The organism is Actinokineospora enzanensis DSM 44649 (assembly GCF_000374445.1).
In the GTDB taxonomy this organism is placed as follows: Bacteria; Actinomycetota; Actinomycetes; order Mycobacteriales; family Pseudonocardiaceae; genus Actinokineospora; species Actinokineospora enzanensis.
On the sequence record NZ_KB894451.1, the window covers coordinates 1 to 25,812 of the forward strand.

The following is a 25,812-nucleotide window of genomic DNA, read 5'->3' on the forward strand; positions in this document are numbered from 1 at the left end:
ACCGAGGGCGACCAACCGCAAGCCTCCGGCCACTTCCAGCGCCCGGCCAACCGACCCTCCGGCCAGTCCGGCGAGTTCCCAACCGTCGCGCGTCCAGCGGGCCAGTTCACCGACGGCCCGATCGGCGACCAGCCCCAGGCTTCCGGGAGCTTCCCGCACCCGAACCGCGGTCAGTCCGGCCAGTTCCCCGCGGGCGGTGCCGAGCAGCCGCGTCCCACCGGCCAGTTCCCCATCCCGCCCGGCGAGCAGTCGGCCGGGCGCGGCAGGCCACCGCAGCCGGGTTCGCGGTCGGGGCAGTTCCCCGTCGCGGGCCAGGAGAACGCGGGCGACCAGTCCGGCCAGTTCCGCGCGCAGCCCGGCGGCCAGCCGCAGGCGAATGGCGAGGGCAAGCCGCACATCCCGCGGCAGCAGGCCCCCGGCCAGTCGTCCATGCCGCCGCGCCCGGACGAGCCGGAGCGTGCGGAGCCGCCGGTCGAGCGGATCGGCCTGACCCCGCCGCCGGGTGTCTCGCCGCAGGAGCTGGCGGGGCTTACCACCGAGATGGAGCCCATCGGCGAGGCGGTGCAGAAGCGCAGGCGCGTCGACCAGACGCTGGCGCGGTTCTCCAAGGTGCACGACGAGCTCAAGGCCGAGGAGAAGGCGCGCAAGTCCAAGCGCATCAAGCTGTCCCCGTGGGCGGCCGAGGACGCCGAGCTGGACGAGAAGCTGGACGAGCTGGCGCAGCTGCCCGGCACCGAGCTGGTCACGCCGGTCGCCGAGGACGAGCCGGAGAAGCCCAAGCGCAGCCGGTGGTCGCTGATCGCCAAGGTGTTCTCCGGGTCCACCGCGCTGGTCGTGTTCGCCGCGACCGCGGCGGGCTGGGGCTTCAAGGAGTGGACCGAGAACAGCATCGGCCAGGTGCACGCGCTCGACCCGGACTCCGCGGACATCAAGAACGCCCAGGCGCAGCTCGGCGACGAGAACTTCCTGCTGGTCGGCTCCGACTCCCGGGAAGGCGCGCAGGCCGAGGACAACATCGGCGACGTGAGCAAGATCCCGGGCGCGCGCTCGGACACGGTGATGATCGCGCACATCCCGGCCGACCGGTCCCGGGTCGTGATCGTTTCCTTCCCGCGCGACCTGGAGATCAATCGCCCGGCCTGCCAGCGCTTCGACGCCAAGCAGGTCAAGTACCTCGACGAGCAGGTGGCGGCCAACAAGACCGCCAAGATGAACACCGCGTACGAGGTCGGCGGCCCGCTGTGCCTGACCAGGGTGGTGCAGGAGATCTCCGGCCTGCACATCACCCGGTTCGTCGGCATCGACTTCCAGGGTTTCAAAGGCATGGTGGACGCGGTCGACGGCGTGAACGTCTGCGTCGAGAAGCCGATGTACGACACCACGTTGAACAAGTGGGTCGTCCAGCAGGCGGGCACCGATGTGGTGCTGCGCGGCGAGCAGGCGCTGGACTTCGTTCGCGCCAGGCACGTCCGGGGCGACCCGACCTCCGACTACGGCCGGATCAAGCGGCAGCAGCGGTTCCTGTCCTCGTTGCTGCGCAAGGCGATGTCCGGCCAGGTGCTGCTGGACCCGAGCAAGCTCACCAACTTCGTCAGCGAGATGGCCAAGTCCACCTTCGGCGACAACATCCAGATCGACGCGCTGATGCAGCTCGGCCAGTCGCTGCAGAACCTGGCGGCGGGCCGGGTCACCTTCGTGACCGTCCCGACCGTCGGCATCGAGAACTCCCGGCACAACGAGGTCCTGCGCCGCGACGACTCGAACGCCCTGTTCGCCGCGATCATCAACGACCAGCCGCTGCCCGGCGAGTCCGCTGGCGCGCCGACCGAGGGCAACCAGCAGGCGGCGCCGATCCGCCCGCAGCCGGAGCCGGTCGACCCGAAGACGTTGAAGATCCAGGTGTTGAACGGCGGCAACCCGACCGGCGGCATCGCCAAGCGCACCGCGGACAAGCTGGCCGAGTTCGGCTTCACCGTGGTGCAGTCGGGCATCGGCCCGGCGGTGCCCAAGACCGTGGTGCGCTACGGCGCGGGTCACGAGGCCGCCGCGCAGACCCTCGCCTCGGCGGTGCCGGGCGCGGAGCTGCAGGAGGACCCGTCGATGTCCGGCGCCCTGGTCCTCACCATCGGCCCCGACTTCGCGGGTCAGGTCATCGCCCCCGGTACGGGCGGCGCCAACCCGAACCCGACTCCCCCGCCCGCGCCCCTGCCGGAGAATCTCTCCACGGTCAACGGCGCCGACGTGAACTGTGCTTGATTCCTCCCGCCGCTCGGTCTGCGGAGCGCGCCCGCGGCCAACGGAATGCACCAACGGCTGGTGAACCATGGTCGGGCGTACCTAGTTCATCTTGGGTTCATCTGCCGATGACGCATCTTCGCTTGCGTCCATCTAGGCTGTGGCCCATGCGTGAGGCTTACCATAATGAACTTGGGCAGCTCGCCGACAATCTCGCGAGCATGTGCTCCATGGTCGCCGAGGCTATGGAGCTCGCCACGCGCGCTCTGCTGGAGGCGAACCTCTCCCTCGCCGAGCAGGTGATCAGCGACGACGAGAAGATCGACGACGCCAGGTCGGCCTGCGAGGAGCAGGCGTACGCGCTGCTGGCCCTGCAGGCCCCGGTCGCCACCGACCTGCGTACCGTCCTCGCCGCCATCCACGCCGCCGAGAGCCTGGAGCGCATGGGCGACCTGGCCCTGCACGTGGCCAAGGCGGCCCGCCGCAGGCACCCGGCCCCAGTGCTGCCCGAGACGGTCCAGCCGTACTTCTCGGAAATGGGCCGCATCGCCGTGCAGCTGGCCCGCCGCGCCGAAGAAGTCATCCGCTCCCGGGACGTCGCCGCCGCCCGCGCCATCGAGGACGCCGACGACGAGATGGACGACCTGCACCGCCACCTGTTCACCATCCTGATGAACAAGGAATGGGAGCACGGCGTCGCTTCCGCGGTGGACGTCACCCTCCTCGGCCGCTTCTACGAGCGCTACGCCGACCACGCCGTTTCCGTCGCCAAGCGCGTTGTCTTCGTCGTCACCGGCCGCATGCCCGGCACCGTCAACGACGAAGACCTGTAGCCCTTAGTCCACAACACTTTCTCCGCCCCTCGGTCCCAAATGGACCGAGGGGCGGACTTGTCCGCAGTGGACAATAGAAGGTTGTCGCGTCAGCTTGGAGCGGACGTCAACGCGGCAGCACAGACCCGATCAGCTCATCCAGCTGCCGCATCAACCGCCCGCTATCCGCAGGCGAGTACGTGGCCCGAATCGCGCCATCCGCCTGCGGCCGGGTCAATGACAGATACCGCCCGGCATCCGTATCAATCCAGGCGAGCGTCCCAGCCGAGATCTCCCGCCCATGCCGCCCCCGCCCACTGACGGCGAAGAACCCGTACCCGGTCCGCGGCCGCTCCATCATCGCCGCCGCCAACCGCAGCTGCGCGTCCGACCCGGACCGAGGCGCCCGCACCGCTTGTACGAAACCACCACCGGCAGCAGGCTGCACCGGCTCGGCGATCTGCACCGACTGCCCCGGCCCGGCCCCCAACCGCGGCAACAGGTCCACCAACCCCCGAGCCACCCCGGCGGCCCCGACCACATCGAACCGAATCGTCTGTCCTTCTTGGACAGCGACAACCCCCACGTTCCCGCGGGCCGCCCCCCGCGCCCGGATGGAACGGTCTTTCTCGACAGTCCCCATCACACCGATACCAACGTCGTACTCCGCGCTGATCCGAAGCGCCGTCTCGACATCCGGGTCGATCCGGTTGTTCCGGATCAACCCGCGATTCGTCAGGTCGGTCAGCACGGCCTTGGCGATCCGCTCCCGATCCTCCAACAGCGCGCCGAAACTCGGGATCTCGAACGGAAACAGCCGAACATCGATGCCTAACACCTGCGACAGCGTGTCCACAGCGGCAAACGAGAGCGAATGCGAACGGGGTTGCATCGAGCGTTATCCGCCGATCACCGGCGGAGCGGTCATCTCATCCGTCCCGAACACATCGTCCGGGTCGGCCTCCAGCAGATACGACGGCCGCTGGTGCTCCTCGTCCTCGCCGCCCTGCCCGTGGCCCCCGCCATGTCCCATTCCGCCCATGCCCGCACCGCCACGCCCGGCAGCACCCGCCGCCCCAGCGCCACCACGCCCGAGCGCGGCCTGCTCGGCGGCCAACGCACCGGCCCCGGCGCCCATACCCGCCCCAAGACCACCACCGGGCCGACCACCGCCGACCGCGCCAGTGCCGGAAGCACCGCCGCCACCGCCCCCGCCACCACTACCGCCGGACGGGCTCCCACCGAAGGGACGGCCGCCACCGCGCGTGATGTCCTCACCACCGGTGAAGGGCCCGCCGGTGATAGGAGTGATGCCGGGCATGTAGTTGTTGGACCCACCACCCGTGGGCCCACCACCGCCACCACCGCCCCCAGGCAGCGTGGACGGATATCCAGGCGTACCAGGCGGATTCCAGGTACCGGGGTTCGTGCCGTTGCCGCCCCCACCGCCAGGTACAACCACACCACCCGGCGGGTTGGAGCCCCCACCACCGTTGTTGCTACCGCCGCCATTGGACCCGCCGCCCCCACCGCCACCGGTAGGAACCACGTACCCGCCCGATCCGCCGCCGCCACCGGGACCCGCGTACGTGTGGTTGCCACCACCGTCCCCGCCGCCCCCGACCTTGGCGGGCACCTTGTTCGGCCCGTCGATACCGCCCTTGTCGTGGCCGCCGGGCTCGTCCGGCCCGCCGGGATCGGTCAGCGTGGGCGGGGTGGCGAAGGCGGGCATGGTGGACGCGACTTCCAGCTGGCTGTCATAGCTGCTGACCACGCGCACCGCGTCGTCGTGCGCCGCCTTGCTCTTGTTGTACTGGTCCACGTATCCGTACATCTTGCGGATCGCGTCGAACGGGTTCGGCGTGGACAGCAGGTCCCGGTTGGCCGCGGCCACGTCGAAGTGGATCACCTCGGGCATCGACTGCTTGGCGCTCGACAGCGCCGCGGACTGCTGGCCGGACTGCTGGGAGATCAACGTGGAGGCGGTCCCGGCCTCGCCCGCCCAGTTGCCGACGCTGGTCATGAACTGCCGCGCCGAGTTGCCCGCGCTGCCCTGCCAGTCCGAGGTGCTGGCGGTGACCGCCGCGTTCATCTCGTGCTGGAAGTTGGTCATGGCCGTGCCCGCGTTGCTGTACATGTCGCCGATGTCCGTGACCTGGCTCGGGTCGACGTCCTCGGTGACCATCTTGTACAGGTCGTCGTGCGAGTTCTGGGCGTAGTTGCTGCACAGCATCCCCGGCGACGGCCGCACGTCGGTACCGGGCGGCACGTCCACCCCACCCGGCGGCGGCCCCGGCTGAACCTGGCTGTTGTCCATGAACCGGCGCCAGATGTCCCACCAGTTCGACTCGTTGACGTCCTGGTTCGCAGTGTCGACCATGGTTCGCAGACCTCCCGCCCCGAGCACCCGCCGCGCACGTCCGACCAGGGTCGCCGTACCCGGTCCCGGTGGGAACCGTACCAACCGCGGGCGTGCCGTGTCCCCAGTCTGACGCGACCGGTCGCCGAGGCGTTCCCCGGGGTCAGGGCACCTTCGGCGCCACCAGCTTGGCCGCCCCCAGAGCCTGCTCGCACAGCTGCTGCGGGTCCGGCCCGACGACCGCCACGTCGACCCGGCTGTCCGCGTCGACCTCCAGCGCGTACTTGCACGCCGTCCCACCAGTGGCGATGTAGCGCACGGCGGCGTGCTTGCCGACGTCCAGGTACTCCGTGGGCTGCTCGGTGGTGATCCGGTCGATGCCGCGGTCCGGCCAGAACTCGACGGTGACGGTGAGTGGGTCGGTGCCGCCGTCCACCGCCCAGGCACAGAGCCGAACCTGGCTCACCTTGCGCGGTTCACCCGGTCCGGTGATGCCGAGGGACTTCTGCTCGGACCCGGTCAACATGTCGCACGGCGACAGCGCGGTCAACGCACCTGGCGCGGCACTCGGCCGGGTGTTCGGCGCCCGGCTGCTGGTCGGCGCCCCCGCCGCCGGGATGGCTGTGCCGCCGATCTGGCTGGTGCAGGCCACCAGGCAGCCCTGCACCACCACCAGCACCACCGCAGCCGACACCGGTCCCAGCACGCGTCTCACCGTTCCGCTCCTCGACGACGTCGTCGGTGACGGCTCGACGCCGTCCGGTCGCCTGGTGTCGCGGACCCCCGCTGGCACGGTACCAACGCGGGCCGGGGCGCGGATGCCGTTGTGCGGTAACCAAAGCAAGATCCCCCGTACGGCGCACAATGCCGTACGGGGGATCCGGTGTCGCTGTCGATCAGCCGAAGCGGCCGGAGATGTAGTCCTCGGTCGCCTTCTGCGTGGGGTTGGAGAAGATCTTCTCGGTGTCGTCCAGCTCAACCAGCCGACCCGGCTGGCCGACGCCCGCCAGGTTGAAGAAGGCCGTCTGGTCGCTGACCCGGGCGGCCTGCTGCATGTTGTGCGTGACGATGACGATCGTGAAGTCCTTCTTCAGCTCCTGGATGAGGTCCTCGATCGCCAGCGTGGAGATCGGGTCAAGGGCCGAGCAGGGCTCGTCCATCAGCAGCACGTCCGGCCGCACCGCGATGGCCCGCGCGATGCACAGCCGCTGCTGCTGACCGCCGGAGAGGCCGCCGCCCGGCCGGTTCAGCCGGTCCTTGACCTCGGCCCAGAGGTTGGCGCCGCGCAGCGCGCGCTCGGCGACCTCCTCCAGCTTCTTCTTGTCCCGCTCACCGGCCAGTCGCAGGCCCGCGACCACGTTGTCCTTGATGGACATGGTGGGGAACGGGTTGGGGCGCTGGAACACCATGCCGATGGTGCGGCGGACCGACACCGGGTCGACGGTCGAGGCGTAGATGTCCTCGCCGTCGAGCAGCACCTTGCCCTCGGCGCGGGCGCCGGGGATGACCTCGTGCATCCGGTTGAGCGAGCGCAGCACGGTGGACTTGCCGCAGCCGGACGGACCGATGAAGGCCGTCACGTTGCGCGGCGGCACCGCCAGCGAGACCCCGTCCACGGCGTGGAACTTGCCGTAGAAGAGGTTCAGGTCCTTCACATCAATGCGTTTGGCCATGGTCGCCTACTTCGTCTTCAGGGAGGTCAGCCGCGAGATCAGCGATCCCAGCAGGTTGAACACGGTGATGATCAGGATCAGCGTGACCGCCGCACCCCAGACCCGGGCCTCGCCCGCGGCGGTGGTGGTCAGCCGCTCGTTGGTCATCAACAGCGGCAACGAGGCCATGTTGCCTTCGAACGGGTCGTTGTTGATGAACGGGTTGTAGCCGACCAGCACCAGCACCGGGGCGGTCTCGCCCATGACGCGGGCGATGGCCAGCGAGATGCCGGTGACGATGCCGGACAGCGCGGTCGGGATGACGATCTTGACGATGGTCTTCCACTTGGGCACGCCAAGCGCGTAGGCGGCCTCGCGCAGCTCGTCCGGGACGATCTTGAGCAGTTCCTCGGTGGTCCGCACGACCACCGGGATCATCAGCAGCACCAGGGCCAGCGCCACCGCGAACGCGCTGCGCGGCAGGCCGAACGTGGTCACCCACAGCGCGTAGACGAACAGCGCGGCGACGATCGACGGGACACCGGAGAGGATGTCCACGGTGAACGTCACCGCGCGCGCCAGCCGCGAGCCCTTGCCGTACTCGACCAGGTACACCGCAACCATGATGGCGATCGGCACCGCGATCACCGCGCAGACCAGGCCCTCGATCAGGGTGCCGATGATCGCGTGGTAGACGCCGCCGCCGAACTGCCGGGGCGTCAGGCCTGCCAGCGACTTCTGCCACCAGTCCAGCGAGAAGACGTACTTGAGCCCCTTGACCAGCACCGTGACGAGCAGCCAGACCAGCGGCGCGAGGGCGGCCAGGAAGGCCAGTCCGACCAGGACGGTGGCCAGCTGGTTCTTGAACCGGCGGCCGGGGCTGATCTCCTGGAACGCGGGCATCGACGCCGGGCGGTCCAGGTCGGTCGCGGCCGTCATTCGTACTCCTTGTGACCGGCGATGATGGACCGGGCGAACGCGTTGACCACGAAGGTCAGCACGAACAGCACGAGGCCCGCGGCGATGTAGGCACCCGCGCCGCGCGGGTCGTTGAACTCCTGCGCCGCGCGGGCGATCTTCGAGGCGATGGTGTCGCCGCCGTCGAACAGGGTCCAGCTGAAGTGCTTGTCGGTGGCGCTCAGGATGATCATCACGGCGATCGTCTCACCGAGAGCGCGGCCGAGGCCGAGCATGGACGCGCTGATGTAGCCCGCGCGGCCGAACGGCAGGACCGTGGTGCGCACGACCTCCCACTTGGTCGCGCCGAGCGCCAGCGCGCCCTCGATCTGCATCGGCGGGGTGCGGTCGAACACCTCGCGAGTGATCGCGGTGATGATCGGCAGCAGCATGACCGCGAGCACGATGCCCGCGGTGAAGATGGTCTGCCCGATCTCCAGGTTGGAGCTGCCCTGGGCGAAGATCGGGAGGAAGCCGAGCGTGTCGTTGAGCCACGCGCTGATCGGCGAGAGCGCGGGCGCCAGCACGTAGGCGCCCCACAGGCCGTAGATGATCGACGGGACCGCGGCCAGCAGGTCGACCAGGTAGGCGAACGGCTTCGACAGCCTGCGCGGGGCGTACTGGGTGAGGAACAGCGCGATGCCCAACGACACCGGCATCGCGATGAGCAGGGCGAACGCCGAGCTGAACACGGTGACCAGCAGCAGGTCGAGCACGCCGAACGCGAAGACCCCAGGGTCGGCGTTCCAGTCGCGGCTGAACAGGAAGTTCGCGTTGTCGTCGACCAGCGAGGGGATCGCCTGGATCAGCAGGAAGATGCCGATCAGCGCGATCATGAGGACGACGAACCCGCCGGAGCCGACGGTCAACGCCTTGAAGATCTTGTCACCCGGGCGGGTGATCACCTTGGTGTCCTCGGTGGCGTTGCCACCGGAACCCTGCGGAGTGGAAGAAATCGGGGCCTCCGGTGCGGTGTCGGGCGCCGCGCCGCCCCGCGGGGCCCCGGCTAAACCGGGGCCCCCGGGGCGTCCGACCGTGTCGGATTCGCTCATCGTCGGCTACGCCGTCTGGCTGCGCGTCGACTCGGGTACTACGAGATCGCCTTGATGGCGTCGAGCAGCTTGGCCTGGAACTCGTCCGGCAGCGGCACGTAGCCAGCGTCGACGAGCTGCTTCTGCGCATCGGTCGCGGAGGTGGTCAGGAACGCCTTGACCGCCTTGGTGGTGTCCGCGTCGTAGCCCTTCGAGCAGACGATCTCGTAGGTGGCCAGCACCAGCGGGTAGGCACCCGGGGTGTTGCTGCCGTACAGCGAGTCGAGGTCCAGCACCAGGTCGTGGCCCTCGCCCTTGACCTTGGCCGACTTGATCGCGGCACCCGCGGTGTCCGCGCCGAGGGCGACGCCGCCGGAGCCGCTGTCGATCTTGGCGGAGCTCAGGTTCTTGTCCTGGATGTAGGACCACTCGACGTAGCCGACGGTGCCGTCGCCCGCGTTGATCGACTCGACCACACCGGCCGAGCCCTGGCCGCCCTGGCCGACGCCGCCGTTGAACTTCTTGCCGGTGTCCTTGGTCCACGCGCCCTTACCCGCGGCCTTCAGGTACCGCTGGAAGTTGTCGGTGGTGCCCGACTCGTCGCCGCGGTAGATCACCGTGATGGCCTTGTCCGGCAGCGTCGCGCCCTTGTTGGCGGCGGCGATGGCCGGGTCGTTCCACTTGGTGATGGCGCCGCTGAAGATCTTGGCGGCGAGCTCGCCGGTCAGCGTCAGGTCGGTCACGCCGTTGACCTTGTAGGCGATGCCGACCGGGCCGAACACCAGCGGCAGGTTCCACGCCGGGTTGCCCTGGCAGCGCTTGGCGGCCGCGTCGACCTCGCCCTTGTCCTTGTTCAGCGCCGAGTCCGAGCCGCCGATGTCGACGATGCCCGCATTGAACTGCTTGACGCCCGCGCCGGAACCGGTGGGGTTGTAGGCCAGCTGCTGGCCGGAGCACTTCTGGGCGTACGCGGCGATGAAGGTGTCCATGGCACCCTTCTGCGCGCTGGAGCCCTCGGCCTTCAGCGCGGACTTGCCGCCGCAGTCGACCGTCGCGGTGCCCGTGGGGGCCGGTGCCCCGGAGTTGTTGCTCCCGGAGGGCGACGACGCGTTGTTGTCGCTGCCACACGCCGTGAGGGCCAGTGCCCCCGCGGCGATGATGCCGAGCACGGACGCAGGCCGCTTGCTGATCACGATGATTCCTCCAGGCAGGAGTCTTCTCACGGTGCGACCGACCCTACGTCCGTCGCCTCGCCCGGGACGCTAGGCAGCACTCATGGACGAATGCCCTTATAGGGGTTAACGCGAGGTGAACAAGGCCGTCTGAGTGACGGTTGCGATGTGTCCGTCTCCTGGTCGTAGCCTCGCCGTGACCTGTACGTTTGCCCTCGGTAACCGATCAGGCGCCGCCTGCTTCTGCACGTGCATATTGGATGTCGGCGTCCGAACGGGTGAAACCCATTCGGCCGTACACAGCAACCGCGGGTGCATTGTCAGCCTCTACGTACAGCATCACGGTGCGCAGCCCAAGTGCACGCAAATGGGTTAGTCCGACGAGGGTGAGAGCCTTCCCCAGGCCGCCCCCCTGCGCCTGCGGGTCGACGCCCACGACATACACCTCGCCTACCGGTTCGTCCCCGGTGTGCACTTTGGTCCAGTGGAAGCCGAGCACGCGATCGGCGCCGTCCACCGCGAGAAACAACCCGGCCGGGTCGAACCACGGCTCGGCCTCGGTGGCCACCACGTCGGCGGCCGTCAACGCGCCCTGCTCGGGATGCCAGTCGAAGGCCCGCTTGTTGACCGCGACCAGGGCGTCCTCGTCCGCGCCCGGCACGAACTCGCGCACCCGCACCCCGTCCGGCCACACCGGCTCGGGCAGCGCGGCGTCGGCGAGGTCCAGCCGCATGGTCAGCAGCTCGCGGACCCGGCCAAGGCCACGCGCCTCGGCGATCCGCGCCGCGCCAGGGTGATCGCCGTGCGCCCACAGCCGCACGTCCGCGGGTGCCCGCTCCAGCACGGCGTCGACCAGCGCCGACCCGATCCCGCGCCGCCGCGCGTCCGGCCGCACGAGCACCTCGGCGACCTGCCGCCCGAACGCGTCGCCCTCGGTGTCCAGGTGCGCGTAGCCGACCACCGCACCGTCCACAGTGGCCAGCAGGTGCTCGCCACCGCGGAACTCGCGGGCGAGCGGGCCATCGGCTGGCACCTCGGGACGACCGTCCACATCTGCGACGGCGAGCAACAGCGGACGGATCGCGGTAACGGCCTCCGGGCCGTCAGCCTGCCAGGTCAGGTTGGTCACCTGACCGAAACTACCCAGTGGATGAACTACCTAGTGGATGTCGGCCGGGTGGGTCACCTGGAGGTCGAGATCGGCGTCCCGGCGGCCACCGGACTTGGGCGGGCGCACGAACTTGTAGCCGACGTTGCGCACGGTGCCGATCAACTGCTCGTGCTCGGCGCCGAGCTTGGCCCGCAGCCGCCGCACGTGCACGTCCACCGTGCGGGTGCCGCCGAAGAAGTCGTAGCCCCAGACCTCCTGCAGCAGCTGGGCCCGGGTGAACACCCGGCCCGCGTGCTGGGCGAGGTACTTGAGCAGCTCGAACTCCTTGTAGGTCAGGTCAAGCGGGCGGCCGCGCAGCCGGGCCATGTAGGTGGCCTCGTCGATCACCAGCTCGCCCTGCCGCAGCACGCCGTCGGCAGGCGCGCCAACCGGGCCGCGCGAGGTGAGCAGCCGCAGCCGGGCGTCCACCTCGGCCGGGCCCGCGGTGGGCAGCACCAGCTCGTCGATGCGCCACTCGGCGGTGATCGCCACCAGCCCGCCCTCGCTCACCACGGCGAGGACAGGACCGCCGTCGCCCGCGCTGGTCAGCAGTCTGCACAGGCTCTTGGCGGCGGCCAGGTCGGTGCGCGCGTCCACGATCACCGCATCCCGGGATCCGGCCTCCAGCAGCGCGGTCACCTCGGGTGCCTGGGCGCGCACGCGGTGTGGCAGCAGCATCAGCGAGGGCAGCACGGCGGCGGGCTCGGGGTCGGCGGTCAGCAGCAGCAGGTCGAGGCTCATCAGAGTCCGCCTCTCTCGTGCGTGAAATCCGCGCCGCGGCGTTGAGGTGCGGCCCCGCGTTCGGGGTGGCGTTTTAGGCTCCCCGGACAATAGCGTCCGACCTGGTCGAATGTCGCCGACGTGCTAGCCGTGTCACACGTATCGAGCAGGCAGCCGCGCAGCTCAGCCGGGGTGTGTTACGGCGGCGTAAATCACCCGTCCACCTGCCGGACGCCTCAGGTGATCGGATTAGCAGGCGTCGGGCGAAATGATTCGACAATCGCCAAGTCGGTGCCCGAACCTTCTCCGGGCAACGATCCCGGGGCTCGCGCGTCTGACCTTGCGGGGGACGGCCACACTAGTGGCCGGTGCGCGCTCACCCGCGCCGAGCGGGTGCGGGATCATCGGACGCGTGTGCCCGCGCGCCTCCCGAGGTAGGTAGTGGGTACCGCCGGGGACGGCGGTATGACACAAGCAGCGCGGCACGGACAGGTCTGACACAGACGGGTGGCGGGATGACGACCATGACGAACTCCGGGACTGGACCGGGCGGCCGCGCGGCCGCCCCCCGCCGCCGCTCGAAGGCGGTGCGCAGACTGGTCATCGGCGTGCTGGTGCTGGTGGCCCTGCTGGTGGCCGCGGACTTCGGCGCGGCGGCGGTGTTCGAGCACGAGGTGTCCAAGCGCGCGCAGCAGCAGTTCGACCTGCGCGACCACCCGTCGGTCAAGGTCGGCGGCTTCTCGTTCCTGGCGCAGGCCATCTCCGGCGAGTACGACCTGGTCACCATCGACGCCAAGGGCGTGCCGGTGCAGGACACCCTGCGCGATGTGGACGTGCACGCCGACCTGCGCGGCGTGCAGGCCCCGCTGGGCGACCTGGTCGGCGGCTCGCTGAAGACGGTGCCGATCCGCGAGGTGGAGGGCCAGGTCCGGATCAAGGCCGCGGACGTGAACCGGGCCATCCAGGCGAACTCCAACGAGGTGGTGCAGTCGATCACCAACCTGACCATCGACCCGGTCGCCGAGAAGGCCGTGACCACCGCACCGGCCGACGGCGAGGAGACCCCGGAGGACGGCGCGGAGACCGCCGACCAGGAGGGCACCACCGCGGGGGTGAAGCTGTGCGGCACCGTGGCGATCGCGGGCAGCGACACCGAGCTGTGCGTGTTCTCGCTGGTCTCGCTGGTGAACAACGCGGTCGAGATCGTCCCGAAGCGGCTGGAGCTGCGCAGCGGCGGCAACCCGGTGCAGCTGCCGCAGGCCATCCAGAACCAGGTGCTGAAGATGTTCAAGCGCACCCTGAACCCGGGCACCCTGCCGTTCAAGGTCACCCCGACCGCGATCACCGTGGAGCAGGGCGTGCTGACCGTGAAGGGCAAGGCGGAGAACCTGGTCCTGGGCCGCGGCTGACCGGTCGCGGCGCGTTCCCAGATTGCCGTGCGCACCGGCAAAAAGGGCGAATCCGGCCGCGCCGCCATCCCGGAGTGCGAGAAAGTTTCCGGTTGACTCGGCGTTCACCTGCGGTTTCGACCCCGCGCAAGATGCGGGCGCCCGATCCCATCAACTGGGCGGGCCCTCTCAGCCCGAGAGAGCGCCGGGTAGGCTCGCGGCCGTGACGAGCTACCTGACCAGGCGGCGCGCGGTCGACTTCTGCCGCGTGCGCAGCAGCCTGTGTCGGCGCGGCTGACCGGGCGACCCACGCGCCACCGCGTCCCGCGCCCGGCCAGGACCCCATCCGAGTCCGGTCAGGAGGCCGTCCCCATGCTCACCCGCCGCGCGCCCATCCCGCGCGCCCCCCGCACCGCGCCGCGTCCCGACCGCGAGCCACCCGTGCCGCTCCACCGTTTGTCCATCACGCAAAGGAAAGTGGGAACCGCCCGATGAGCCGCGAAGACGTGCTGGTTACGGCCGCCTGGGCCGAGGAGAACCTGAGTGCCGACGGGGTGGTGTTCGTCGAGGTCGACGAGGACACCAGCGCGTACGACACCGGGCACATCCCGGGTGCCGTCAAGATCGACTGGCGGCAGGACCTGCAGGACCCGGTGCGCCGCGACTTCGTCGACCGCGCGGGTTTCGAGAAGCTGCTGTCCGCGCGCGGCATCGGCAACGACGACACCGTGATCCTCTACGGCGGCAACAACAACTGGTTCGCCGCGTACGCGTACTGGTACTTCAAGCTCTACGGGCACTCCTCGGTGAAGCTGCTCGACGGCGGCCGCAAGAAGTGGGAGCTGGACGGCCGTCCGCTCAGCACCGACGCGGTCACCCGCGGCGCCACCACCTACACCGCCCAGGAGCAGGACCTGAGCCTGCGCGCGTTCCGTGACGACGCGGTCGCCGCGATCAACACCAAGAACCTGGTCGACGTGCGCTCGCCCGACGAGTTCTCCGGCAAGCTGGCCGCCCCGGCGCACCTGCCGCAGGAGCAGGCGCAGGTCAAGGGCCACATCCCGAGCGCGCTGAACGTGCCGTGGAGCAAGGCCGCGAACGAGGACGGCACCTTCAAGTCCAACGACGAGCTGCGCGCGCTCTACCAGGAGGCGGGCCTGGACGAGGGCAAGGCGACCATCGCCTACTGCCGCATCGGCGAGCGCTCCTCGCACACCTGGTTCGCGCTGCGCGAGCTGCTCGGCTACAGCGACGTGAAGAACTACGACGGTTCCTGGACCGAGTACGGCTCCCTGGTGGGCGTCCCGGTCGAGATCGGCGCGCAGGACTAAAGCACTCCAGCCAGCACCCACACCGGCTCACGAGGCCGGGCAACCCGAGGAATGGGGACTACATGAGCGACTCCTGTGGCGCACCCGAGCAGGGCACTGCCCTCCCGGCGAACGTGGACGCGGGCAAGGAGGTCGTCCTCAACGGCAAGGTGACCAGCGGCGGCGCGCCCGTCGGCGGCGCCTTCGTCCGGCTGCTGGACGCCTCCGGCGAGTTCACCGCCGAGGTGGTGTCGTCCCCGGCGGGCGACTTCCGCTTCTTCGCCGCGCCCGGCACGTGGACCGTGCGCGCGCTGCACCGCGACGGCAACGGCGAGGCGCGGGTCAGCGCCGAGGGCCCCGGCCTGCACGAGGTCGCGGTCGCCGTCGCCTGATCCGGTCGACCACGAGGGCCCCGGGGTGACTCACCCCGGGGCCTTCGTCGTGTCCGGGAGAGTCGTGCCGGGAGAGAAGTGCCATACGAGCGGTTCCGGGACATGCCGCTATCCTCTCCCTGTGGAAATCTTCTTCACGACGCTGCTGGTCGCGATGGGTGTGCTGACCACGTGGTTCGCCTTCTACGTGGTGTACCGGCTCTACATCGACCAGCGTTGATGCCCGCGAACGACCCGGTTCCCGGCAGCGGCGACGCCGCTCTGCAGGCCGCGGCCGAGCGGGCGGAGGCGACCAGGCACCGCAATGTGCCGCAGTTCGACGACCTCCCGATCCCGGTCGACACCGCCAACCTGCGCGAGGGCCCGAACCTCAACGACGCCTGCCTGGCGCTGCTGCCCCTGGTCGGGGTGTGGCGCGGCGAGGGCGAGGTGGTCTACCCGACCATCGAGGGCCCGTACAAGTTCGCCCAGCAGATCACCTTCGCGCACGACGGCCGCCCGTTCCTCTACTACGAGGCGCGCGCCTGGCTGATCGACGACGACGGCCGGGTGATCCGGCCTGCCGCGCGCGAGGTGGGCTGGTGGCGGCCGCAGGCGGACGACACGATCGAGGTCCTGCTCACCCACGCCACCGGCGTCTCGGAGATCTTCTACGGCGCGCCGCGCAACTCCACCTCCTGGGAGCTGGACACCGATGTGGTGATCCGCACCGCGTCGGCCACGGAGGTCAACGCGGCGAAGCGGCTCTACGGCCTGGTCAACAATGGCGATCTGGCCTATGTGGAGGAACGCGCGATGGTCGGCCAGGACCTGCAGCCGCACACCTCGGCGTACCTGCGCCGCGTCGTGGGCTGACCGCGCCCCGGGATGCGGCTGCGGCGGTACGGCCCGGACGGCGTGCTGGTGGAGTTGGGCTCGCTGACCGAGGTGGCCGCCACGCGTGCGGCCCTGGTCGCGGCCGAGCTGCCCGGTCTGGTCGAGCTGGTCCCGGCCGCGCGGACGGTGTTGGTGTCGTTCGAGCCCGGTTCGGCCGGGGCGCGCCAGGTCGGGGAGGTGCTGGCGCGGGCTGATCTCTCGGTGGCGCCGGAGGTCGAGGCGCGCGAGGTGGTCGTGCCGGTGGTCTACGGCGGCCCCGATCTGGAGTTGGTCGCGGAGACCGCGGGCCTGTCCGTCGAGGCGGCCGTCGCGCTCCACGCGAGCGCCACCTACACCGTCGCGTTCTGCGGTTTCGCCCCCGGTTTCGGCTATCTGACCGGTCTTCCCGAGCCGCTGTGCCAGCCACGCCTGGACGTTCCACGCACCCGGGTCCCCGCGGGCTCGGTCGGCATCGCGGGCGAGTTCACCGGCGTCTACCCGCGTTCGTCCCCCGGCGGCTGGCGCCTGGTTGCCCGCCTGGCCGACCACGCCGACGCCCTGTTCGACCCCACCCGCGCCCCCGCCGCACTGCTCTCCCCGGGTGATCACGTCCGGTTCGAGGCAGCACCATGACCCGCGCCGTGACCGTCGTCGCCACCGGCCCGCTCGCCCTGGTCGAAGACCTGGGCAGGCCCGGCCACGCCCATCTCGGCGTGCCCCCCGCTGGCGCCCTGGACATCCCGGCGCTGCGCCTGGCCAACCGCCTGGTCGGCAACCCCGAGTCGGCCGCGGGCCTGGAATGCCTGCTCGGCGGTCTGGTCCTGCGTGCCGAGACATCGTGCACGATCGCCGTCACCGGCCCGAGCGTCCCGGTCACCGTCGACGACCACGTGGTCGACTCGCACGCCCCGGTCCACTTGGGACCGAACCAGGAGTTCCGCCTTGGCACGCCTGCCACCGGATTACGTTGCTACGTAGCCGTTTCCGGCGGCATCGACGTCCCGGCACACCTGGGCTCCCGGTCGACCGACCTGCTCTCCGGCATCGGCCCGGCCCCGCTCCGCGCGGGCGACGTCCTCCCGCTGGGCACCCCCGAGGGCCTCCCCGGCGGCGCCGACGCCATCCCGCCCAGCCGACCCGCCGACGACCTGACGGTCCCGGTCACCCTGGGCCCACGCGACGACTGGTTCACCGACCCCGCGGCCCAGCTGGCGGCCACGACCTGGTCGGTGTCCCCGGAGAGCAACCGGGTGGGCCTGCGCCTGCTCGGCGACCCGCTGCGCCGCGCCCCCGAGCGGGACGGGGCGGAGCTGGTCAGTGAGGGCGTGCTCACCGGCGCCGTGCAGGTCCCGCCGAGCGGCCGCCCGGTGATCTTCCTGGCCGACCACCCGACGACCGGCGGCTACCCGGCGCTCGGCTTGGTCCCGGCCGCGCACCTGGCCGCCCTGGCCCAGCTCCGACCGGGCGCCCGGGTCCGTCTGCGCGCCCGCGAGTCCTAGTACTCCGACTCGTATAGCTCGTTCAGCACCACATTCAGCTCGGGGCGGTCGGGCAGCTCGACGCCGTCCAGCACCCGCACTCGGGTGATCTTGCGGACGCTGGAGACCAGGAACAGCCCGTCGCCCCCGGTCAGCTCGGCCCGCTCGATCGGCTCCACCTTGGTGCTCCACCCGGCCCGCTCGGCCGCCCGGAACAGCGCCTCCTGGGTGGTGCCCGCCAGCACCCCGCTGGTCGGCGGCGGCGTACGCAGCGTGGTGCCCTCCACCAGCACGACCGAGGATGTCGGCCCCTCCAGCACCGAGTCGTCGTCGGCGAGGAACACGACCTCGTCGGCCCCGTGCGCGTCGGCGTATCGGAGCGCGGCCATGTTCACCGCGTATGACAGGGTCTTCGCGCCGAGTAAGAGCCACGGCGCGCGCTCCACCAGGTCCGGCGAGAAGCCCCGGGCCAGGGTGATCACCGACACGCCGTCGGCCCGCTGCCGCAGCGACTTCGCGTTCAGCGGCAGCCCCAGCGCGTAGCCGGTGGGCGTGCCGTCGCCGAACTCGGGCCCACGGGTGTAGACGAGCTTGAGGGCCATCTCACCCGGCTCGGGCCAGGCGTCGATCACGGTCCGCACCAGCCGCGTCCACGCCGCCCGGTCGGGCGCGGGCAGCTCGACCATGGCCGCCGAGCGGGCCAGCCGGTCCAGGTGCGGGTCCAGTTCCCGGGGTGTGCCGTCCACCACCAGGATGGTCTCGAACACGCCGTCCCCGCGCACCAGGCCCAGGTCGTCGACGCGGATGTGCGGGGCTTCGGGGTCGACCAGGGTTCCGTCCAGCAGGGCCAGCACGCGCATGCGCGGAACCCTACGCGGGCCGAGGGCCTACCATCGACGGGGTGGAAACCCGCCCGCTGGAGGACCGCCGCGCGCAGCTGAAGGAGACGCTGCACGAGCGCGGGATGCGGATGACGCCGCAGCGCCAGCTGGTCCTGGACGCGCTGCTGGAGCTGGCGCACGCCACCCCCGAGCAGGTCTGCAGGCAGGTGCAGCGAACCACGCCCACGGTCAACGTCACCACGATCTACCGCACCCTGGAGCTGCTGGAGGGCCTCGGCCTGGTCCGGCACACCCATCTCGGCCACGGCGCGCCCACCTACTCGGTGTTCGAGCACCAGCACGTCCACCTGGTCTGCCACCGTTGCGGCCGGGTCGACGAGACGCCGCGCGCGGTCATGGACGAGCTGTGCGGAACACTCCGGGCCCAGCACGGGTTCGTCCTGGATGCCAGCCATCTCGCGTTGTCCGGCACCTGCCAGAGCTGCTCCCAGGAGAACCAGTGACCGATCGCTCGCCGATCCTCGACCTGCCCGGCGCCGTGCGCGCCCCCGACGACAGCATCGACTCCGGGGTCCCGTGGCACTTCGGCGACCCGTTCGCGGAGCAGCGCGCGGCCGCGCGCAAGGTCGCGGTGGTCGACCGCTCGCACCGGGAGCTGATCGCGGTCCCGGGCGCGGAGCGGCTGTCCTGGCTGCACCTGGTGCTCTCGCAGCACCTGACCGAGCTGGCCGATGGCGCGGGCACGGAGGCGCTGGTGCTCGACAGCCAGGGCCGGGTCGACGCACACATGCTGGTCGCGCACCTGGACGGCACGGTCTGGCTGGACACCGAGCGCGGCGCGGTCGCCACCGGCGCGCGCGGTGGCCGGGTGCCGCTGCTGGAGTACCTCGGCCAGATGGTGTTCTGGTCCAAAGTGGAGCCCCGGGACGCCACCGGTGAACGCGCCGTGCTGTCCGTGGTCGGCCCGGAGACGCCCGCCCTGCTGACCGCCGTCGGCCTGCCCGTGCCCACCGGCGCGTACGCGGTCGCGGGCGGCTCGGCGGTGATCGTGCGCCGGATGCCGTGGCCCGGTCACGACGCCGCCGACCTGCTGGTCCCGCGCGCCGACCTGGTCGCCTGGTGGACCCGGCTGACCGAGGCGGGCGCCCGCCCGATGGGCACGCTCGCCTTCGACGCGCTCCGGGTGGAGTCGCTACGCCCCCGACTGGGCGTGGACACCGACGAGAAGACCATCCCGCACGAGGTGAACTGGATCCACGTCGCCGCGCACGTGGCCAAGGGCTGCTACCGGGGCCAGGAGACGGTGGCCAAGGTGCACAACGTCGGCCGCCCGCCGCGCCGCATGCTGCTGCTGCACCTCGACGGCGGCGCCGACACGCTCCCGGCCACCGGCGACCCGGTGTTCGCGGGTGAGCGCGAGATCGGGCACGTCGGCTCGGTCGTGCAGCACCACGAGCTGGGCCCGATCGCGTTGGCCCTGCTCAAGCGCTCGATCGGGCCGGGCACGGACCTGGTGGTCGGCGGCGGGAACCCGGTCGCCGCGTCCATCGACCCCGACTCGGTCCCGGCCGACACGCCTGCGCTTGGCCGGGCCGCCGCTCAGGGCCTGCGCGGCTGACTCCGTCGCTGGGGCAGGCACGGGGGGCTGTGCCAGGATCGCGCCATGTCCTCCGCCACCCCCGGAACGCTGATCACCGTCGCGCCGACCGGCGCCGAACACCGCAAGCAGGACGTGCCGAACCTCCCGGTCACCCTGGAGGAGCTGACCCGGACCGCGCAGGACTGCGGGCGGGTGGGCGCGTCGATGATCCACATCCACATCCGGGACGAGCACGCCCAACCCACTCTCGACCTGGGCAGGCTCAAGGACACCGTGGCCGCCGTGCGCGAGTGCTCGAACCTGATCGTGCAGCTGTCCACCGGCGGCGCGGTGACCGACCCGGAGTCCGACCGGCTGGCGGTGCTCGACGCCCTGCCGGACTCGGCGTCCTGCACCATGGGCACGGTCAACTTCGGCGACGACGTGTTCCTGAACCGCTGGGGGTTCATCGTCGAGCTGCACAAACGCATGCAGGAGCGGCGGATCGTCCCGGAGTACGAGATTTTCGACCTCGGCCAGCTGACCACCCTGCGCAGGCTGCTGGACCAGCACGGCCTCCCCGCAGGCGGCCACGTGCACCTGGACCTGGTGATGGGCGTCCCCGGCGGCATGCCGGGCGACACCGAGACCCTGGCCGCCGCGCTGCGCTGGATCCCCGAGGGCGCCACCTTCTCGGCGACCGGCGTCGGCCGCACGACCCTCCCGGTGCTGCTCGCGTCGCTGTCGGCGGGCGGACACGTTCGGGTGGGGATGGAGGACACCCTCTCCTACGCCAAGGGCGACCCGGTGCGCGACAACGCCCAGCTCGTGGCCCGCGCGGCCGGTTTGGCGAGGATTGCTCAGCGTCCACCGATTGGTCCGGAAGAGTCGAGGGTACTTCTGGGGGTGGCGAGCTGAGCACCGAAGTCGCCAAGATATGGCGATCGAGCACCGAGTGGCGGAGGATGTGCCCGTGATCGAAGTCCGTCCGGGAGGGCGCAGGCGGATCGACCGGGTCCTGTCGCCGGAGTACGTCGCCGACCTGGCCGCCCTGGACCTGGCCGAGGTCCGGGTCCGCCGCGACGACGCGGCGCAGGAGGAGACGGACCTGTCCTACCTGCGCAGGCTGTTGCATGGCCGGATCGACATCGTCCGCGCCGAGCAACGCCGCCGGGCCACCGGCGAGTCCACCTCGGTGGTGGACCAGCTCGCGGCGATCCTCGCCGACAACGCCGTCGCCCCGGCCACCGGCTCCGGTCGCTACCAGTCCATGGAGCCCTCCCGCGCCGAGGCCCACCGCAGGCACGTCGAGGCCCTGGTCTCCGACGCCGACCTGTCGGACGTCGGCTCCCTGTCGGACGACCGCCTCGCCCTGGCCCTGCTGACCTACCAGCAGGAGGAGTCCTCGGTCTCCCAGCGCCGCCGCGAGGTCCAGCGGGTCATGGACCTGCTCAACGACGAGATCGGCGGCCGCTACCGGGCGGGCAGCGCCTCCGTCGACGAACTGCTCGCCGCCGAACGCGGCAAGCGCCCAGAGGGAGATCGACGCTGAACAACCCCGTCTTAGTCGAGGTCCTCCGCTCGGGCTTCGTCGAATCCATCCACCGCGGCTCCGTGGTCGTCCTCGGCCCCGACGGCACCGTCCGGCTTGCCATCGGCGAGGTGCACGAGCCGGTCTTCACCCGGTCCTGCAACAAGCCCCTCCAGGCCCTCGGCCTGCTGCGCGCCGGTCTGGACCTTCCCGACGACGCGGACCTGGCGGTCGGGTGCGCCTCGCACAGCGGCGAGGCGGAGCATGTCGAGCAGGTCATCGGGATCCTGACGAAGAACGGTCTCGCGGAGTCCGATCTGGGCTGCCCGCCGGACTGGCCGATGAACGAGGCGAGCCGGAACCGGGTCATCGCGGGCGGTGGTGGTAAGCGGGCCGCGGCGATGAACTGCTCCGGGAAGCACGCGGCGATGGTGGCCACGAGCGCGCAGCAGGAGTGGGATGTCCGGGGATATCTGGACCCCGAGCATCCGGCGCAGACCTCCATCGCGGATGCCGTGGAGGATATGACGGGGGAGCGGATCACGACCATCGGGATTGATGGCTGTGGCGCGCCTTTGTTCGCCTTGACCCTCACCGGCTTGGCCACCGGGTATACCCGGCTGGTGACCGCAGCTCAGGGGACCCGGCGGCGGCGGGTGGCGGACGCCATGCGGTCCCACCCGCATCTGGTCGGTGGGACCGACCGGGATGACACGGAGTTGATGCAGGCCATCCCCGGGCTGCTGGTCAAGGGTGGCGCCGAAGGTGTGCACGCCATGGTCCTGGCCGATGGCACGGCCATGGCCATGAAGATCGACGATGGCGCGCCCCGACCGCGCACACCGATCCTCGTGGGTGTTCTTCGGGCTCTGGGGTATGACGCTCCCGAGTTGGAGGAGAAGGCGGAGCGGGATGTGCTGGGCGGCGGCGTCCCGGTGGGCGCGGCCCGCATGACCGAGGGTCTGCTGGACAACCTCGTCTGAACCAGGCGTCTGCTCAGTTCAATTGCTCCCGGGAAGCCAGATCCCCCCAGAAATCCCGCAGCCGTTCAAACCGCTCGCCGACCACTTCCGGATTCGACTCCTCGATCGCGTCCAGGATCGCGTGCACGTCCTCGGCCGACGTATCCTCCGTCAGCTCCTCATCGGACAACAACTGCACCAGGCCGCCATAATCCAGCTCCACAGCGGACCCGCCCGCGAAGTTCCCCAGCCACTGCGCGGTGTCCGCGAGCACCTTCGTCGGCCCGGTCTCGCCGAACGTCCGCCGGGTCAGCTTCAGCGCCCGGTCGACCCGCTTCAGCGCGTCCCCGATGCTGGCGTGCCAGTACACCTGCCGCCTGCTGTCCTCCGGCGGCGCCAGCACCAGCTTCCGCTGCGCCGGGTCGACCAGCGCGAACCAGGGCAACGGCACCGTCCAGGTGGTGGACACGACGTGCACGGCCCCGCTCGGAAGTTCACCCAATATGTTGGTTGCCTTCTTCCGCACCGACTCCGGCGTGCTGGTCAGCACGGCCGTCCGCAGCACCGAGGTCGACGTGGCCAGGAACCCCACCATCGCGGCGGCCGACCGGGCCCGCAGGTCCAACGGGCACACCAGCGGCCCCGGACCGGCGCCGATCTCGGCCATCGGGACCTCGGCCGGGTCCAGCACCAACACATCCCGCAACGAACTGGGAGCCGGGCGCCCGTCGGCCAGCTCACCGGGCAGGGCGCCACCGGTCAGCTGTGACTTGAGCCACACCTCACGCTCGCGGGTGGCCGCGTCGACCCGATCGAGGCCGGTCGACTCCACAGCGCTGCGGAGCAGGCCCGCCAGCGGCTCGGGGAACGCGGACAGGGGTTCGTACACCCGCAGGTAGGCGACGAACGGACGAGGCACCCGGACATGGTTTCACGGACGGCGACGGCCGTGGCGTCCGGGCGAGGGTGTTCTTGGTGATGTCAGGTTCTGCACACCGTGCCGCGTCGCATCGAACCCCCTCAGCACGGTACGGTAGTTAGCAGGAATCAACTGTCGACATCTACGGGGCCGCCGTTCCCCCGGCCGCCCCGTCACTGTGCGAGGGGGTCGAGCCATGGGGCGCGGCCGAGCTAAGGCCAAGCAGACGAAGGTGGCCCGGGAGCTCAAGTACAGCTCACAGCCGACGGACTTCGCGGCACTGCAGCGTGAGCTGTCGGGCGGCAAGTCCGACGAGGGTCACGAGAACGGCGACCGCTTCGACGACTCGTCCGAGGACGAGTACGACGACTACCGGCGTTGAATGCCGGGTCCAGCGGACGCCGCTGGACCCCTTCCGCCGCACACCCCTCGCAATCGTGCCGTGCAGGCCGCCTCCGTCCCGGGACGGCCTGCACGGCACGGTTCCGAACGCTCGCGGGCGGTGTGCCCCAGGTCGGCTGATCCCCCGGGGTCCGCGCGGCCGTTTCGGCGATCCCACCGGGCGCCCGCCGAGTCCACTGTGGTCTGATGACCGACCGTCGAAAGCGACGAATCAGTAGTCCCGGGGGATCCGCCTGCCCCGCTTGGTCTCAGACCGCCGCTTCTTGTCGGTGATCCGACGCTCCCGCGACCCGCGCGACGGCTTGGTGTCGCGCCGCGACGGCGGTGGCGGTTCGGCGGCCTGCCGGAGCAGCCGACCAAGCCGCTCCCGCGCGGCGGCCCGGTTCGCCAGCTGCGCTCGGTGCTCACTGGCCGCGATCGTGATCACCCCGTCGACCAGCCTGCCCGCCAGCCTGGCCAGCATCCGCTCCCGCAGGTGGTCGGGGATCGACGGTGAGCCTGCCACGTCGAAGGACAGCTCCACCCGGCTGTCGGCGGTGTTCACGCCCTGCCCGCCAGGACCCGACGACCGGGAGAACCGTTCGCGCAGCTCACCCGCCGGGATCACCAGCGCTCGGGACACCACCAACTCGGACACGACGTTCAGCATGCCTGACCAGGCAAGCGGTTTACGGCTGCAGCTTGGGATCGGTGGCGATGTCGACCAGCTGGCCCGTGGTCAGCACCGGGTCCAGCCGCGAGCCAGGGTCGGTGCCCGCGGTGTCCATCACCTCGACCGTGACCCCGTCCGCTCGGTCGGCGATGACCTGCAGGATGGCCGGGAAGTGTTGCTTCGCGTCCATGTTCTCCCGGTTCATCCGCAGCACCGCGCCGCCCGGCCCTGTGCTGCGCGTGCAGTTGGGCAGTGGTGTGCCGTTCTGCGCGCTGAAGCACTCCATGCTGTGCTGCACCGCCGCGGTGAAGTACACGCGGACCTGCAGCACCCGCCGTCCGGTGGTGGTCAGCACATCGGCGGTGAAGCCGCCGCCGCCTGCGAGTTCAAACAGTGGCCGGGCCGAGCCCTTCACCCCGTGCACGCCCGCGGGCCAGTCCTTGAACCGGTCGTTGAGGACCACCATGCCCTGGGCGCTCGGCGGCATCGGGAACGTCGTGGTCGTCATCGAGGGCACGCGGCTCGCCGGACTGGTGCCGGGCGCGGTGGGCATCGGCGCGGGCAGCGACGGCCGGGGCGACTCGGTGATCGACACCACCGGCGTCCCGGTGGTGGCGGGGGTGACCTGTGGCCCGAAGGCGAAGACGCCGCTGCTGAGCGCGGCGGTGCCGACCACCCCGACCGCCACGGCCAGGGTGACCCCGCCGACCGCGGCCTGCCTGCGTCTGCGCAGCCGTCGCTTGCCGTCGGCGAACACAGCGTCCCGGTCGATGTCGAGTGGCGGTTCGCCGTCCAACGCGAGCCGCAGCAGGTCATGGACGTTGTCGCTCACAGTTGGCCCTCCACCAGCACGCGGCCGCCCGCCAGCAGCTTGCGCAGCGTGGCGAGGCCCTTGGCCGCCTGGCTCTTGATGGTCCCCTCACTCTTCCCCAGTGCCTGCGCGGTCTCCGCGACCGACAGGTCCTCCCAGTACCGGAGCACGACGACAGCGCGCTGGCCCGCGGGCAGCTGCGCGAGCGCCCGCCGCACGTCCACGGCGTCGTCCACCCCGGGTCCCTCGACACCGACCTCGGGCAGCTGCTCGACCACGTTCTCCCGGCGCCGGAACGCCCGCCGGGACTCGTCGATGGCCGTGCGCACCATGACCTTGCGCGAGTACGCGTCCACGCTGCCGTCCCGGTTGAGCCGGGGCCAGGCGACGTAGATCTTGGCCAGCGTGGTCTGCACGAGGTCCTCCGCGCGGTGCCAGTCACCGCCACTGAGCAGGTAGGCGGTTCGGCGCATGACGGAGGCCCGGCTGTCCAGGTATTCCCCGAACTCCGCGTCCCTGTCCTGCACCGGGTACCTCCCTCGGTCAGCCGGTAGTACGGCCTGGTCCCGAGGTAGGTTGCCTGACGCTCGCGGTCTATTTCGC

At 70.8% G+C, this 25,812-nt stretch carries 28 protein-coding genes; 14 read left to right on the forward strand and 14 right to left on the reverse strand.

Annotation, left to right across the window (positions count from 1 at the left end):
- Nucleotides 1–2,256 (forward strand): LCP family protein (locus C503_RS41975; protein ID WP_018686766.1); only part of this gene is annotated, 2,256 nt, incomplete at its 5' end.
- 146 nt (nt 2,257–2,402) lie between these two features.
- Nucleotides 2,403–3,068 (forward strand): phosphate signaling complex protein PhoU, encoded by a 666-nt coding sequence (gene phoU, locus C503_RS0134420; RefSeq protein ID WP_026316997.1) that lies wholly within the window; start codon nt 2,403–2,405, stop codon nt 3,066–3,068.
- A 106-nt stretch (nt 3,069–3,174) separates the two neighbouring features.
- Here the strand turns inward: phoU and C503_RS0134425 are convergent, their stop codons facing one another.
- The 9 genes from C503_RS0134425 to C503_RS0134465 all read right to left on the reverse strand — a co-directional run bounded on the left by C503_RS0134425 (nt 3,175) and on the right by C503_RS0134465 (nt 12,109).
- A complete protein-coding gene (locus C503_RS0134425) occupies nt 3,175–3,939 on the reverse strand; it encodes an ESX secretion-associated protein EspG (RefSeq protein WP_018686768.1) in 765 nt (254 codons plus the stop codon).
- A gap of 6 nt (nt 3,940–3,945) precedes the next feature.
- Nucleotides 3,946–5,427, reverse strand: a complete 1,482-nt coding sequence (locus tag C503_RS48685) for a WXG100 family type VII secretion target (protein ID WP_018686769.1) — start codon at nt 5,425–5,427, stop codon at nt 3,946–3,948.
- Nucleotides 5,428–5,569: 142 nt separating this feature from the next.
- A complete protein-coding gene (locus tag C503_RS0134435; RefSeq protein ID WP_169514654.1) occupies nt 5,570–6,121 on the reverse strand; it encodes a DUF3558 domain-containing protein in 552 nt (183 codons plus the stop codon).
- Nucleotides 6,122–6,302: 181 nt separating this feature from the next.
- Nucleotides 6,303–7,079: a phosphate ABC transporter ATP-binding protein PstB gene (pstB, locus tag C503_RS0134440; RefSeq protein WP_018686771.1), complete on the reverse strand. Its 777-nt coding sequence runs from the start codon at nt 7,077–7,079 to the stop codon at nt 6,303–6,305.
- A gap of 6 nt (nt 7,080–7,085) precedes the next feature.
- The gene (gene pstA, locus C503_RS0134445; RefSeq protein WP_018686772.1) at nt 7,086–7,997 is read right to left on the reverse strand and encodes a phosphate ABC transporter permease PstA; all 912 of its coding nucleotides are present in this window, start codon (nt 7,995–7,997) and stop codon (nt 7,086–7,088) included.
- Nucleotides 7,994–8,920 (reverse strand): phosphate ABC transporter permease subunit PstC, encoded by a 927-nt coding sequence (pstC, locus tag C503_RS0134450; RefSeq protein ID WP_018686773.1) that lies wholly within the window; start codon nt 8,918–8,920, stop codon nt 7,994–7,996. The genes pstA and pstC overlap by 4 nt, the downstream gene beginning before the upstream one ends.
- A gap of 185 nt (nt 8,921–9,105) precedes the next feature.
- Nucleotides 9,106–10,239: a phosphate ABC transporter substrate-binding protein PstS gene (gene pstS, locus C503_RS0134455; protein WP_018686774.1), complete on the reverse strand. Its 1,134-nt coding sequence runs from the start codon at nt 10,237–10,239 to the stop codon at nt 9,106–9,108.
- A gap of 205 nt (nt 10,240–10,444) precedes the next feature.
- Entirely contained in the window at nt 10,445–11,347 is a 903-nt protein-coding gene (gene mshD, locus C503_RS0134460) for a mycothiol synthase (RefSeq protein WP_018686775.1), read from the reverse strand.
- A gap of 30 nt (nt 11,348–11,377) precedes the next feature.
- The gene (locus tag C503_RS0134465; protein WP_018686776.1) at nt 11,378–12,109 is read right to left on the reverse strand and encodes a winged helix-turn-helix transcriptional regulator; all 732 of its coding nucleotides are present in this window, start codon (nt 12,107–12,109) and stop codon (nt 11,378–11,380) included.
- A gap of 494 nt (nt 12,110–12,603) precedes the next feature.
- Here C503_RS0134465 and C503_RS0134475 point away from each other — a divergent pair, with 494 nt between their 5' ends.
- From C503_RS0134475 to C503_RS0134505, 6 genes are all read left to right on the forward strand, one after another.
- The gene (locus C503_RS0134475; protein WP_018686777.1) at nt 12,604–13,497 is read left to right on the forward strand and encodes an LmeA family phospholipid-binding protein; all 894 of its coding nucleotides are present in this window, start codon (nt 12,604–12,606) and stop codon (nt 13,495–13,497) included.
- A gap of 470 nt (nt 13,498–13,967) precedes the next feature.
- Entirely contained in the window at nt 13,968–14,807 is an 840-nt protein-coding gene (locus C503_RS0134480) for a sulfurtransferase (RefSeq protein ID WP_018686778.1), read from the forward strand.
- A 62-nt stretch (nt 14,808–14,869) separates the two neighbouring features.
- The gene (locus C503_RS0134485) at nt 14,870–15,178 is read left to right on the forward strand and encodes a DUF1416 domain-containing protein (RefSeq protein ID WP_018686779.1); all 309 of its coding nucleotides are present in this window, start codon (nt 14,870–14,872) and stop codon (nt 15,176–15,178) included.
- A gap of 219 nt (nt 15,179–15,397) precedes the next feature.
- On the forward strand, nt 15,398–16,033 hold the full coding sequence (locus tag C503_RS0134495; RefSeq protein WP_018686781.1) for a heme-binding beta-barrel domain-containing protein: 636 nt from the start codon (nt 15,398–15,400) through the stop codon (nt 16,031–16,033).
- 12 nt (nt 16,034–16,045) lie between these two features.
- Nucleotides 16,046–16,666: a 5-oxoprolinase subunit PxpB gene (gene pxpB, locus C503_RS0134500; protein WP_018686782.1), complete on the forward strand. Its 621-nt coding sequence runs from the start codon at nt 16,046–16,048 to the stop codon at nt 16,664–16,666.
- On the forward strand, nt 16,663–17,532 hold the full coding sequence (locus C503_RS0134505) for a 5-oxoprolinase subunit C family protein (protein WP_018686783.1): 870 nt from the start codon (nt 16,663–16,665) through the stop codon (nt 17,530–17,532). The genes pxpB and C503_RS0134505 overlap by 4 nt, the downstream gene beginning before the upstream one ends.
- Here C503_RS0134505 and C503_RS0134510 read toward each other — a convergent pair.
- Nucleotides 17,529–18,371 carry an aminodeoxychorismate lyase gene (locus C503_RS0134510; protein ID WP_018686784.1) on the reverse strand — a complete coding sequence of 281 codons (843 nt, stop codon included), beginning with the start codon at nt 18,369–18,371 and terminating at the stop codon, nt 17,529–17,531. The genes C503_RS0134505 and C503_RS0134510 overlap by 4 nt on opposite strands.
- Nucleotides 18,372–18,412: 41 nt before the next feature.
- Between C503_RS0134510 and C503_RS0134515 the strand changes: the two genes are divergently transcribed.
- From C503_RS0134515 to C503_RS0134535, 5 genes are read left to right on the forward strand one after another with little or no spacing between them, the layout of a single operon-like run.
- Nucleotides 18,413–18,856 carry a Fur family transcriptional regulator gene (locus C503_RS0134515; RefSeq protein ID WP_018686785.1) on the forward strand — a complete coding sequence of 148 codons (444 nt, stop codon included), beginning with the start codon at nt 18,413–18,415 and terminating at the stop codon, nt 18,854–18,856.
- Nucleotides 18,853–19,971 (forward strand): CAF17-like 4Fe-4S cluster assembly/insertion protein YgfZ, encoded by a 1,119-nt coding sequence (ygfZ, locus tag C503_RS0134520; protein ID WP_018686786.1) that lies wholly within the window; start codon nt 18,853–18,855, stop codon nt 19,969–19,971. The genes C503_RS0134515 and ygfZ overlap by 4 nt, the downstream gene beginning before the upstream one ends.
- 45 nt (nt 19,972–20,016) lie before the next feature.
- Nucleotides 20,017–20,850 carry a beta-keto acid cleavage family enzyme gene (locus C503_RS0134525; RefSeq protein WP_018686787.1) on the forward strand — a complete coding sequence of 278 codons (834 nt, stop codon included), beginning with the start codon at nt 20,017–20,019 and terminating at the stop codon, nt 20,848–20,850.
- Nucleotides 20,851–20,905: 55 nt separating this feature from the next.
- Nucleotides 20,906–21,484 (forward strand): RsiG family protein, encoded by a 579-nt coding sequence (locus C503_RS0134530; RefSeq protein ID WP_026317001.1) that lies wholly within the window; start codon nt 20,906–20,908, stop codon nt 21,482–21,484.
- Entirely contained in the window at nt 21,481–22,446 is a 966-nt protein-coding gene (locus C503_RS0134535; RefSeq protein ID WP_026317002.1) for an asparaginase, read from the forward strand. The genes C503_RS0134530 and C503_RS0134535 overlap by 4 nt, the downstream gene beginning before the upstream one ends.
- Nucleotides 22,447–22,459: 13 nt before the next feature.
- Here C503_RS0134535 and C503_RS0134540 read toward each other — a convergent pair whose 3' ends face one another.
- Nucleotides 22,460–23,344 carry a DUF8083 family protein gene (locus C503_RS0134540; protein WP_018686790.1) on the reverse strand — a complete coding sequence of 295 codons (885 nt, stop codon included), beginning with the start codon at nt 23,342–23,344 and terminating at the stop codon, nt 22,460–22,462.
- 196 nt (nt 23,345–23,540) lie between these two features.
- Here C503_RS0134540 and C503_RS0134545 point away from each other — a divergent pair, with 196 nt between their 5' ends.
- Nucleotides 23,541–23,726, forward strand: a complete 186-nt coding sequence (locus tag C503_RS0134545; protein ID WP_026317003.1) for a DUF3073 domain-containing protein — start codon at nt 23,541–23,543, stop codon at nt 23,724–23,726.
- Between the two features lie 231 nt (nt 23,727–23,957).
- Here the strand turns inward: C503_RS0134545 and arfB are convergent, their stop codons facing one another.
- The 3 genes from arfB to C503_RS0134560 are packed head-to-tail and all read right to left on the reverse strand — an operon-like array spanning nt 23,958 to nt 25,736.
- On the reverse strand, nt 23,958–24,395 hold the full coding sequence (gene arfB / locus C503_RS0134550; protein ID WP_018686792.1) for an alternative ribosome rescue aminoacyl-tRNA hydrolase ArfB: 438 nt from the start codon (nt 24,393–24,395) through the stop codon (nt 23,958–23,960).
- 19 nt (nt 24,396–24,414) lie between these two features.
- Nucleotides 24,415–25,230 carry a hypothetical protein gene (locus C503_RS0134555; RefSeq protein WP_018686793.1) on the reverse strand — a complete coding sequence of 272 codons (816 nt, stop codon included), beginning with the start codon at nt 25,228–25,230 and terminating at the stop codon, nt 24,415–24,417.
- Nucleotides 25,227–25,736: a SigE family RNA polymerase sigma factor gene (locus C503_RS0134560; RefSeq protein WP_018686794.1), complete on the reverse strand. Its 510-nt coding sequence runs from the start codon at nt 25,734–25,736 to the stop codon at nt 25,227–25,229. The genes C503_RS0134555 and C503_RS0134560 overlap by 4 nt, the downstream gene beginning before the upstream one ends.
- Between the last annotated feature and the right edge of the window lie 76 nt (nt 25,737–25,812).